General features: G+C 69.2%; 4 protein-coding genes. 2 read left to right on the top strand and 2 right to left on the bottom strand.

The features are described from left to right. Nucleotides 1–58 precede the first annotated feature (58 nt). Nucleotides 59–1,138, bottom strand: coding sequence for a prephenate dehydratase (gene pheA / locus WMF22_RS42795; RefSeq protein ID WP_437295690.1), 1,080 nt, complete (start codon nt 1,136–1,138; stop codon nt 59–61). A 408-nt stretch (nt 1,139–1,546) separates the two neighbouring features. Continuing rightward, nucleotides 1,547–2,428, bottom strand: a complete 882-nt coding sequence (locus tag WMF22_RS42790; protein WP_438033474.1) for a hypothetical protein — start codon at nt 2,426–2,428, stop codon at nt 1,547–1,549. A 300-nt stretch (nt 2,429–2,728) separates the two neighbouring features. On the opposite strand from WMF22_RS42790, the gene WMF22_RS42785 reads away from it, so the two are divergent. Together WMF22_RS42785 and WMF22_RS42780 are read left to right on the top strand one after the other, a co-directional pair. After that, nucleotides 2,729–11,761 (top strand): SpvB/TcaC N-terminal domain-containing protein, encoded by a 9,033-nt coding sequence (locus tag WMF22_RS42785; RefSeq protein ID WP_438033473.1) that lies wholly within the window; start codon nt 2,729–2,731, stop codon nt 11,759–11,761. 7 nt (nt 11,762–11,768) lie between these two features. Beyond that, nucleotides 11,769–12,209 (top strand): SMI1/KNR4 family protein, encoded by a 441-nt coding sequence (locus tag WMF22_RS42780; protein ID WP_438033472.1) that lies wholly within the window; start codon nt 11,769–11,771, stop codon nt 12,207–12,209. The last annotated feature ends 14 nt before the right edge of the window (nt 12,210–12,223 follow it).

Genomic DNA, 12,223 nt, shown 5'->3' with positions numbered 1-12,223 from the left:
CCTTCGCCGCGGGGCACCATCCCCCGTCGCGGCTCGGCGGGATGGCCGCGCCCGCGCCTCAGCGCGCGCCGGTCGACCGCGGGTAGCTCCCGAGCACCTTGACCATCTCGCAGCGCGCGCGGAGCCGCTCGATCGCGTCGGCGACGCGCGGATCGCTCCGGTGGCCTTCCAGATCGACGAGAAAGACGTAGTCCCAGTGCTTCTGCCGGCTGGGCCTCGACTCGATCCGGGTCAGGTTGATGCCCGCGTCGTCGAAGATGGCGAGGACCCGGCGGAGCGCGCCGGGCTCCTCCTGCACGGAGAAGACGATCGAGGTCTTGTCCGCGCCCGTGGCGGGCGCGTCGGCCGGGGCGATGACGATGAAGCGGGTCGCGTTCTCGGCGCGGTCGTGGATGCGCTCCCGCAGGAGCGGAAGCCCGTAGAGCTCGCCCGCCCCGCGGCTGCCGATCGCCGCCGCGGCGGGGTCGCCGAGGGCCTCGTGCGCCGCCGCGGCCGCGGAGACGGTCTGGACGATCTGCGCGCCGGGGAGGTGCTTCGCGAGCCAGAGGCGGCACTGCGAGAGCGCGTGCGGGTGCGCGTGGACGCGCGCGACGCCGCTCAGCCCCTCCGCCTTGCTGAACAGGCAATAGGCGACGTCGAGCACGAGCTCCTGCCGGATCTGGAGGTCGCTCTCGATCAGGGCGTCCGCCGTCAGGGTCACCGAGCCGTCGGTCGAGCTCTCGACGGGGACGACGCCGCAGGCCGCCTCGCCCGCGCGCACGGCGTCGAAGACGCCCTCGATGGTGCCCGTCTCGCGGTAGCGCGCGGCCAGCCCGAACAGGTGCCGCGCCGCGACCTCCGCGAAGGCGCCCTCCGTCCCCGGAAAGGCCACCTTCATGGGCTCCTCCAGCGACAGGCAGGCGCTCATCACCTCCCGGAAGACGACCCGGATGGCGTCGCCCGGGAAGCGGCCCGCGCCCTTCGCCTGCAGGCGGGTGAGCACGCGCCGCTCCCGCTCCGGGTCGTGAAACTGCGTGGCGTTCGCCGCGCGCTTCGCGTGCGCGACCTCGACGGCCACCTCGGCCCGCTCGGCGAGGAGATCGAGGATCCGGTCGTCGATGCTGTCGATGCGCTCGCGAAGGTCGCCAAGGGTCGCCATGGTTCGTTCCACCTCGGATGGGGAAGGGCGGGCATCAAAGCGCAGGGGGCGCTGCAGCGCAAGGCTCGCCTCGGCGCAGGGAATGCGGCGCGGAACGCGCGCGAGGGACGCGAGGGAGACGAACGTCAGGGGCGAAGCGGCACCCGTGCGGGCTCGACGCGTGGAGCGGATGGGCGAGAGAGAGCCGGTGAGGGGGGAGAGGAAGCAGAGGAAGAAGACGGACTCCGCACGCCACCGTGGGGCATCAACATCGCTTCGTTTGGATCGGGCGCGGGAGCGATCGGGGCCGGTGCGGGAGCGATCGGGATGGGCGCGGGAGCGATCGGGATGGGCGCGGGAGCGATCGGGATGGGCGCGGGAGCGATCGGGACGGGTGCGGGAGCGATCGGGGCGGGCGCGGGAGTGCCCTCAGATCGGCGCTGCCTGCTCTGCGATCGGCGCCGTCCGCTCCGCGGCGGTTTCTACTTTCGCCTTCTTGGCCTTCAGACGGGAGCGCCGGCTCAGGGTCGTCCGATGGCGCGACACGAACCTGGCTGCGATCTTGGGTTGATCGCGAAACGCGTACCGGCCGCCCTCACGGATCTCCTTGGCGAGCTCGTCGGCGGCCCAGAAGCACCGGTTGCGCAGATCCAGCGCGTGTGCGGCGCTCGCGTCCGATGCCTCGTTGGCGGCGGCGTCTTCGAGCGCGTCGGCGAGCGCCGTGGCCCGCGCGAGATCCTTCGTCGTGATATCGGTCACGCCGAGCGCGCCCTCGTGATCGGACCAGAAGTCGACGAGATCGCGCAGGTCCTGGATGGTGTCCGAAAGGCCGGAGCCGTCGGCGATGCGCGAGAGCTCCGCCTGGGCGGCGTCGTCGTTGCGGCAGCCCCAGCGGCCGCCGGCCACGAGCTTCGCGTCGAGCGCCTCGGCCTCGTCGCGGAGCTTGCGCTGCGCGGACGTGAGCGTCACGGCGCCGCGCGCCCTCTGCCACCCCTTCTCGAGGGCGCCGAGGCGCCGCGCGAAGCGCGCGAGGAGATCCACCTTGTCGGAGGTGATACCGATCCTCGACATGCGTGATTGCTGCGCGTGCGCGAGGCGTGCCAGGGAGGTGAGCTCGCGCTCCGCGACGCTCGCAGGCATGTCGGGGGCAGAGGCGTAGGCCGAGTCCAGCGCGAGGAGCGCCTCCTCGCTGGTCGGATCGTGGGGCTTTGCGGCCAGGCGCTTCGACTTCGTGGTCGGTGCCCTGCTGGACGACCTGGCCTTGGGAGACGTGGATCCGGGCGTGTTCTTCACGGTGCGTGTCGGGGGCATGAGCTCCCTCCTGGTTGAGAGGTACCGGAGGATGGTCGCTTATCGAGAGTGGCTGTCAAGGACGTCTGGCGTGCTGAGGCGTCTGAATGCTGCTGCGTCGAGACGTGCGCGCGACAGCGAGGGAGAGGCGGCCGGCGAGGCGAGGAGAGGGCGGCGCGCTGTAATCGGTTGTAATCGAGTCGGTGTTGACACGGCGGGTCATGCGGGACATAGGTGGCCGCGAATTCAACAGACCTTGCGTCGGGAGTGTCTCGAATGCGACACGCGGGCTGGTTGTGCCGTCTTGCTTTGTTCTGTGTGGTGGTGCTGCTGCTCGGGCGGGGGCATGAAGGCCTGGCGCTGGCAGGGCCGCCGGAGCCGCGGCTCATGCCGCTGTCGCCGCCAGGCGGCGGGGTAGCGCTCTCGTCGATTCCCTTCCAGTTGCCGAGCGACGGTGTCGGGGGGCTGTCCCTGGGGCCTCGTGTGGACGCGCCGCCGGTCGAGGACGTGGGGGCGCCGTTTGGCGAGATGGTGGTGCCCGACGAGGCGCGGGTGGTGGCGTTCGAGGGGGCCGTGCTGGAGATCCCTCGAGGCGCGGTGGACGAGCCGGTGCGGATCACGATTCGCCCGCTCGACCAGGGCGAGGTGCGTCCGATGGGGCGCGCGATGGTCAACGTCACGCCCGGGGCGAGGGCGTACCGGTTCGGGCCGCACGGGCTCAGATTCAAGAAGCCGGTGCGGCTGACGTTGCCTTACGACGAGCACGCGATCCCCCCGGGGATGACAGCGCAGCACGTGACGGGCTTCTACTTCGACGAGGCGCTGGGCCAGTGGGAGCACGTCGCGCGGGACGGCGAGGCTGCGAAGGGCAAGCTGGCGAGCCTGACCGACCACTTCACCGACTTCGTGAATGCCACGCTCGCGATGCCGGATGCGCCGGGCACGCGCAGCTTCGATCCGAACAGCATCAAGGGGCTCGCGCTGGGGAGCCCGTTCGCCGCGGTGACGCTGGTGGCGCCGCCGGAGGCGAGCTCCAGCGGCGCGGCGCGGCTGAGCCATGCGATCGAGGTCCCGCCGGGGCGCAACGGGATCGAGCCGGCGCTCGCGATCGCCTACGACAGCGAGCACCGCAACGGTTGGCTCGGCGTTGGGTGGGATCTGAGGCTGTCGAGCATCGAGATCGACACGCGCTTCGGGGTGCCGGCGTACGCGGCGGGTGAGACGCCGCGCTACCTGCTCGACGGGAGCGAGCTCGTGCAAGTCGAAGGCGGCGCCTGCGGCGACCCGTGCCTTTTCCGGCGGCGGGTGGAAGGGCGGTTCGACCGCATCGTGCGGCACGGCACCGGGGCGGCCAGCTACTTCTGGGAGGTGACGGACAAGGACGGGACAACGGCTGTCTATGGCCGCGACGCGAACGCGCGGCTCGATGATCCCGAGCCCGGGCCAGGCCAGCCGCGCAACGTGTTCCGCTGGTACCTCGACGAGGTGCGCGACACGTTCGGCAACCAGATGCGGGTCCGCTATGATCGGGAGGTCGAGGCCGGTCCACCGCCGCGCATCGAGGTGCACCCCGCGCGCATCGAGTACACGGCGAACGCGTCACGAGGGGTCGAAGCGGCCTATGCCGTGGACTTCGTGTCCGAGAGCGGGCGGCCCGACGTCATGCTCAGCGGCAGGCCCGGCTTTCTCGAGCAGACCGAAAAGCAGCTCTCGCGTGTGGACGTGCGGTTCGGCGACGTCGTGGTTCGCAGCTACGCGCTCCATTACATCGACGGTGATTTCGGCAAGCGCCTGCTGCAGGCCATCGCGTTCCACGGGCGAGGCGCGCGGCAGGCGGGCGGGCAGGTGACGCTCGGCGAGGAGCTGTACCGGCATACGTTCGAGTACTTCACGGCGCCGCGCACCGCGTCCGGCGAGGTGGCGGCGTTCGCGCAGGCGGCCGAGGCGTGGGGACAGGCCAAGGCCAAAAGCGGCCTGTCGCGCACGGAGGACTCGACCGCGGGCGGCAGCGCGTCGGTGGGGCTCGGCATCGGAATGTTCTCGATCTCGGTCGGCGGGGGCGGCTTCTTCGGCGACGAGACGGTGCGCAAGAGCGTGTTCGATCTCAACGGCGACGGGATGCCCGACTTCCTGGAGGACAGCGGCGATGTCGGGCTCAACCTGCTTCGCGCGGCGTCCGGGAACCATGTGACGGCGGCGAGCGCGCTGGGTTTGTCCGACAGGGATCTCGGCCTGACGGACCGCTCGGGATGGAGCGTGTATGCGGGGCTGAACGTCGCAGCCCTGAGCGGCTCGGTGGGGTACACGCGGAGCAGCACCGAGGACGAGCAGATCGTCACGGACATCAACGGCGACGGCTACCCTGATCTGGTGTCGGGCGGCCCGCTCGGGGGCGTCTACGCCGCGCTCAACGACCGGCGAGGCCGCTTCGGGAGCAAGCAGCCGTGGGGCGCGCTCGACACGAGCGGCGCGCCGTCCGGCCGTCCCGACCTGGCCCAGGCGGCGCGCAAGGACTTGCATCCGGCCGATCCGCTGCTGCGCTGGATCGCGCCGTTCGAGGGAGACATCCGCATCGGCGGAGCGCTGCAGAAGCAGGAGGCGGGCGGCGATGGGGTGCGGGTGCAGATCGTGCGGAGCGGCGAGGCCGAGCCGCTCTTCGACGATGTGCTCGACGGGGACGAGCTGACTCCGTGCCTCCTTGGCGCGCATCGGTGCGGCGGTGATGTCCTCACGACGCACGTGGCCGCGGGCGACCGGATCTACTTCCGGGTGAGCGCGGCGCCGGCGATCGACCCCGAGCGGCGCGTGGACACGACGGCTGACCTGGTCTCCTGGAGCCCGTCGATCACTTACGAGGTGAGCGAGACGGAGCTCGCGCAGGCTGGGCCGGACGGGGCGCCGATCCACCGCTTCGAGTACAGCCACGATCACCGGCTCGCGGGGCGGCCCGACGTGCCGTGGGTGGCGCCGGCCGACGGCAGCGTCCGGATCACGGGCGACCTCACGAAGTGGGCGACGAGCGATGAGCTGTGGGTGGAGATCGTGCGGGAGCGCGGCAGCGCCGCGGCGGAGTCGATCCTGGCGCCGCAGCACGTGGGCGCGGGCGCCGGCGGGCTCGGGATGGGCGCGCTGCTGCCCGAGGCGATCCCGGTGCTCGCGGGCGATCGCCTCCGGTTCCGGGTGAAGGCGGAGCTGCCCGATGATCCGGCGCGCATCGCGTGGAGCCCGGTGGTCCGTTACGAGGAGTACACGCGCGTGGACCGGGCGACGGGCGCGCCGCGGCGCGGGCAAGTGCAGTGCGGTGTGCAGCCGAACGGCCGCACCGGCTGCACGCTGCACAACGACGGGCCCGGGGACGCGCCGCTGCCGCTCGCGCTCATCGAGCAGCGGGCGCATGTGTCGATGCCTGTCGCGAGGTGGTCGCATGCGACGCGCCCGCGGCCGTGGATCGCGCCCAGCACGGGGACGGCGCGGCTCGAGGGAATGCTGATCGTGCCGGGGACCTATACCTTCACTCAGCCGCTGACCCTGGTCGTTCAGGGCGTGCATCGGCTGCTCTTCAAGCAGGCGTATTCCGCGCCGAGCGCTGCTGGGACGGCATTCCCCGTGGACATCGACCTGGAGGTCCAGGCAGGCGAGCCGATCTTCGTCACGGCCTTCGCGCAGGTGCCACCCACGGGCGCCGCCCTGCAAGCGACGATCGACGGGGAGCCGGTGTCGCTCGGTTTGTTCGCGCCCGAGGCGGCGGCGAGCGGCGGGTCAGAGGACCCGATGGCCGGCGGCTTCCATGGCTGGTCGGTCGGCTTCCTCGATGGCGATCGCGTGTTCTCGGAGGCGGACATCGCCTTTCCGACGCTCCACCCGGAGCGCGGCTTCACGCTCGCCGTGCCGCTGCCGCAGGGGAGCGCGCCGGTGTGGGGCGCGGCCGCGTCGGAGGCGTTCGTCGGCGGCAGCTTGGTCAAACCATCGATCGTGGGCAGGGTGAGGCGGGGAGACGGTCAGCTCGGCCGGCTGCGCAGCGCGGAGACGTGGAACGCGGAGATCAGCGCCAACCTCGGGCCGCTGGGGGCGGGCTACAGCTTCGGCAGCACCACGTCGGACCTGGACCTCATCGACATCAACGGCGATCGATTGCCCGACAGCGTGACGCGCGAGGGCGCGGTGCTCAATACGGGGCGAGGGTTCGGCCCGCGGGACAGCTGGTCGCTGCCGGAGGCGCTGCGGCGGATCGAGCACCGTGCGATCCGGCTGGAAGGGAGCGCATCGGTCACTGTCGACAGCGAGATCCAGACGATCTCCAAGACGACGAGCGAGGGGCGCTTCGAGGGGTACCTGCACACGCAATTCCGCCTTGGGACGAGCTATGGCCTGTCTGCCACGCACGTGGATCTGGTGGACGTCAACGGCGACGGTCTGGTGGACCAGGTGACGCAGGATCCCGAGAGCGGGGTGATGAAGGTGGCGTTCAACCTGGGGCATCGGTTCGCGGGGCCGGCGCCGCTGGAGCGGGCGCGCTTCGAGAAGAGCGACTTCGATGCGGGGACGCTGCGCGAGACGCTCGGCGACATCTTGAATGAGTTCACGGACGCGGCCGGGGTGGACGCGGTGCGGCTGGAGGACACGGGCGCGAACAGCGTCGGCGTCGGCATGGACGCGACGGTGGCCGCCGCCGGCGCGGGGTACACGTACACGACGGCGCGGACGGTGGTGGACTTCGCGGACGTGAACGGCGACGGGCTGCCGGACAAGGTGATGAAGGACCCGGAAGAGCCGTGGTTCCGGGTGCAGCTGAACCTCGGGAGCCGGTTCGCGCCGGAGGAGTCCTGGCCCGCGGGGGCGTGGGGCGTGTCGATCGATCCGCCGGAGTACGCGTTCATGGGCGGGGGCGACGCGGTGAGCTTCCGCAGGTCGGAGAGCTACGAGGGCAGCTTCAAGGTCGATGTCTGCTACTTCGTGTGTGTCGGCGGCTCGGTGTTCTACTCGGAAGGCGGCGGCTCATCGCACCTCGCGTTCGAGGACATCGACGGCGATGGGCTGCAGGATCACGTGCTCAAGCGGGACGGCGACGCGACGGTGTACGCGCGGGTCAACGCGCTCGGCCAGACGAACCTCTTGCGGCGGGTGAGCCGGCCGCTCGGCGGGAGCATCGAGCTGGACTACCAGCGCGAGGGCAACCTGGTCGTGCCGAGCGAGGGGGCGCTCGGGGAGATGGATAGGGCACCTCAGGTCGACATGCCGTCGAGCCAGTGGGTGCTGAGCCAGGTGACGGTGCACGACGGCGTGGAGGGCGCGCCGGGGGTGTACGGGGTGCATGCGTACCGGACGAGCATCGCGACGCACGCGGATGGGGTCTACGACCGGGAGGAGCGGGTCGAGCTCGGGTACGGGCTCGTGACGACGACGGCGCTCGGCGAGGATGGCGTCACGGCGATGTCGAGCGAGCACGTCGAGCATCTGAACCACGACGTCTACCGCCGCGGGTTGGTCGCGCGCTCGACGCTGCGCGACGGCGACGGGCTGCTCTATACGGTGAACGAGGTCGACTACGCGCCGCCGCCCCAGGGGCTGGAGCCCAGGGTGGGCTGGTTCTTCCCCAGGGAGACGGAGCGGAGGAGCGCGTTCTACGAGGGGACGACCGACGACCCGAGCGCGCCGCACAAGAGCACGCGCGAGACAAGGGTCTTCGACGAGCTCGGCAACCTGATCGCGCTGCACGCCGACGGCGAGGCCGATACGCCGGACGACAACGTGCATCAGCGGGTGGAGTACACGGAGCCTGGCTCGGCGTACGTCGTGAAGCCGGAGCTCGTCGAGACGACGGACGAGCAGGGTCGCGTGCTGCGCCGGCGCACGGCGACGTACTGGCCGGGAACGGGCGCACTCAAGACCGTCACGAACGTCGTCTCCGGCGGCAAGCGGGCGGATGGGACGACCTACGCGAACGCGGAGGCCACGTGGAGCTATGTGTTCGACGATTTCGGCAACCTCGAGACATCGACCGACCCGAACAATTACAAGCTGACGTACAGCTACGATGAGGTGACGCACAGCTACCGCACGTGCGCGAGCGATAGCTTCGGGTACCGTTCGAACAGCGTGCCGAATCTGCTGTATGGCACGGTGGCGCAGGAGACCGATGTCAACGGGCACACGATGGTGCACCGGGTGGACGACTTCGGGCGGCTCACCGAGGTCTGGGGGCCGAGCGACCTCGCGGAGGACGGCGAGGACGCCGTGCCGGTCGGGTGCACGCCGACGATGGTGTACGATCCGGAAGCGCTCGTGGGCGAGGGCGAGCCGACGATCGGGTTCGAGTATGCGCTCCAGCCCGATCAGACCGCCGCGCTGCCGGCGTGGGCGAAGACGAGCCACAAGGACGTGGAGCACCCGGGCGACCCGATCGTGACGATGACGTTCGCGGATGGGCTGGGGCGCGTGCTGCAGACCAAGAAGGACCACGAGCGGGATACGGGCACGGGTACCGAGATCGGGATGACGGTCAGCGGGGCGGTGGCGTTCGACGCGCTCGGCCGCGTGGTGGAGCAAGGGCAGCCGGGCTTCAGCGCGGAGGCGGACACGGCGTTCGTGAGCCTGGTGCTGCTGCGGCCGACGCTCACGCGTTACGACGCGGTCTCGCGTGTGCGGGAGGTCGCCATGCCGGACACGAGCGCGCCGGGCGGCTACGCGCGGACGGCGATCGAGCACGACCTGGTGGCGCTGGAAGGGCAGCTGCTCTTTCAGGAGATGGTGATCGACGCCAACGGGAAGATGCGGAACACGTACCGGGACGTGGGTGGGCGGATCGCGACCGTGGAGGAGTTCAACCGGATCCAGGGGGTGGAGACGCAGATCGTGACGCGTTACCAGCACAGCCCCCTCGGCGAGCTCGTGCGGGTGACGGACGCGCGGAACAACGCGACGACGGCGACGTACGACTCGGTCGGCCGGATGGTGACGCTGGTCAGCCCCGACGCTGGGCGTACGGAGTGGCGGTACGATCTGGTCGGGAACCTGAGGGCGAAGCAGACGGCGGAGCTCGCGGCGCGGGGGCAGCTGATCCGGTACGAGTACGACTTCAACCGGCTGCGGAAGATCGACACTCCGGTGACGCAGGACGTTGTCTACACGTACGGCGAGCCGGACGACGCCGGGGATGAGCAAGGCAACCGAGCGGCGCGGCTGGTGGAGGAGACGAGCGCGGCGGGCAAGCGGAGTTTCCGTTACGATCGGTTCGGCAACACGGCGGAGCTGACCTCGGAGTTCCCGAGGCTGCGGGAGCCGCATAGGGGGCCGTACCAGGCGACGATGAAGTACGTGTTCGACGCGCTGGGGCGGATGCAGGAGATCCACTTCCCGGGTTCGGGCGAGGAGATCGTGCGCTACGGGTACGACCGAGGCGGCTCGGTGGTGTCGGTGGTCGGGGAGAACCAGCGCGTCAATCCGCAACAGCCGGGCGAGCCGAGGACGACGGAGTACCTGAGGCACATCGGGTACGATGAATTCGGGCAGCGGGTGCGCGTGGTGGCGGGCAACGGGATCGAGACGAAGTACCGCTATGACGAGTCGACGCGGCGGATGACCGAGGTCAACGCGGACCACCAGAGCGCGCAGATGCGGTCGATGGGGCGATCGCCGAGGCCGTTCCAGCGGCTGCGCTACCGGTACGACCTCGTGGGCAACATCCGGGAGCTGAACAACGAGGTGCCGTTCGACGAGTCGCTGGGCGGGGCGGTGATGGTGGCGCGGACGCAGCAGCGGTTCGCGTACGACGACCTGAACCAGCTGACCGAGGCTTCGGGGATCTACCAGGAGCGGGGAAACGAGCAGCAGCGGTACACGCTGGGCATCGACTACGACGTGCTCGGCAACGTGACGACGAAGCGGCAGGAGGTCGCCCAGTACGGGCGGGTCGGGCCGAACAACTGGCAGATGCAGTATCCGATCCGGGAGAGGACGTACCGGAACGAGTACCGCTACACCGGGCCGAGGCCGCACGCAGCGAACCAGGTGGACGAGTATGTGCCGGCGGAGTCGCAGCCGCGGCTGAGAGAGCTGTCGTACGACGCGAACGGCAACCACAAGCAGTGGAAGTACCGGGGCAACCTGCAGCGCACGCTGAGCTGGGACGAGGACAACCGGCTGGTGTCGGTGAGCGAGAACGGGCAGGAGATGTCGCGGGCGCTGTACGACGGTGCGGGCGAGCGGCGGGTGCATCGGCACGGGGCCGCCGGGGAGGAGGAGACGGCGTACGTCGATCAGCACCTCGTGGTGCGCAACGGGGTGATCGCGACGAAGCACCTGTTCGCGGGGGAGACGCGGATCGCGAGCAAGATCGACGCGGACTGGTTCCAGAGGCCGCCGGTGCTGTACTACCACCCGGACCACCTCGGGAGCACGCAGTACGTCACCGATCAGGACCAGGCGCTGAGCCAGCACGTGGAGTATCTGCCGAGCGGGGAGCTGTGGGCGGACCAGACGGACTCGCGGTTCCAGAACCGGCAGCCGTACCTGTTCAATAGGAAAGAGCTCGACCTGTCGACGGGGCTCTACCACTACGGGGCGCGGAGCTATGAGCCGCGGCTCGGGGTGTGGCTGAGCCCGGATCCGGTGCTGGCGGAGTATATGGCCGGCAGGATCAACGGCGGGGTGTACAGGCCTATCAACCTGGGCCTGTACACGTATACATGGAATAACCCCGTAGCTTTCGTTGATCCGGATGGCAGGTATTCAAAGGAAGCTGCGCAGGTTGTGGAAACGGCCGTGAAGGCAGCCGGTTCGGCCACTGTGGTGGCGCTGGCCGAGCCCTCGCCCTTTGGGGAGGTGATCGTTGCTGGTGCGGTCATTGTCGGAGGCGTAGGCCTCGTGGGTTATTTGATCTATGATGCCATTACGGATGGAGACTCCCCCAAGCCATCCGAAGCTGCGCCTGCGCCCGCGCCTCCCGCGGGAGTACCGTCGCCAGCACCACCGCCTGCAGCGGGCGGGGGCGGGGCGAAGGAGCCTCCCAAGCCGCCTGTCGCAGCTGCGGCGGAGCCGCCGAAGAAGCCGGCAGGAGATGGATCAAGGGTTACCGGGGATGCGCTGAAATCGGCGCGGGCTGAGTTTAATGCAATTAAGCCGAGATTTTGGCAGAACGAGGCCTCAAGTAACGCGGGCTCGTACTCGGCGGAGAATGTGGCACGGATGAGGCTGGGGAAAGCGCCGCTCGGGCCTGATGGGCACCCGATGGAACTGCATCACATCAGGCCGCTATCCGAGGGCGGGACCAACAATTTCAATAACCTGAGAGCTATGAGTCGGACTGAGCACCGGCTGGGGCCGAGTTACAAGAAGAACCACCCAAATTTGCCATGAGGAATAAATGGGCGTTGACGAATTGCGAATGATATTTGATGAAATTCCGAGCCAGTCCGTTGGTTGCGGAGCAACGGATTCGGAGATTGCGGCAGCAGAGCGACGGCTGGGGATAAACCTGAATGGAGAATTTCGCGAATTTTTGAGGGTTTACGGATGGGGGGGTATTCTGTCTGTTGAGCTGTATGGGCTAGGTGGTGATGTGCCTTCGCATCTTGACCTTGTGCGCATCACGGAGAGCGAGCGAGGCGAGATGAGTCCGCGGCTTCCGGGGTATTTGGTGCCGATTATGAATGATGGTGGGGGTAATCTTTACTGTTTGGATACTCGAGTTGATGAGCCGCCGGTGGTTCTGTGGGACCATGAGGCTGGAGAGGACCAGGAGCCCTCTGTCGAGGGGTCCAGGTTCGTCGAATGGTTGTTGGCGTTCCTGAAATATATTCAATGAAACGGGCACTCCGC

Origin of the sequence: Sorangium sp. So ce204 (assembly GCF_051526795.1) — a bacterium.
GTDB lineage: Bacteria > Myxococcota_A > Polyangia > Polyangiales > Polyangiaceae > Sorangium > Sorangium cellulosum_B.
The sequence above is the reverse complement of the archived record's forward strand: the minus strand, read 5'-3'. Positions and strand labels throughout refer to the sequence as shown.

Excerpts from the sequence above, each read along its gene's own strand:
- pheA (WP_437295690.1), bottom strand. The coding sequence starts at position 1,138 with ATGGCGACCCTTGGCGACCTTCGCGAGCGCATCGACAGCATCGACGAC.
- WMF22_RS42790 (WP_438033474.1), bottom strand. The coding sequence starts at position 2,428 with ATGCCCCCGACACGCACCGTGAAGAACACGCCCGGATCCACGTCTCCC.
- WMF22_RS42780 (WP_438033472.1), top strand. The coding sequence starts at position 11,769 with ATGGGCGTTGACGAATTGCGAATGATATTTGATGAAATTCCGAGCCAG.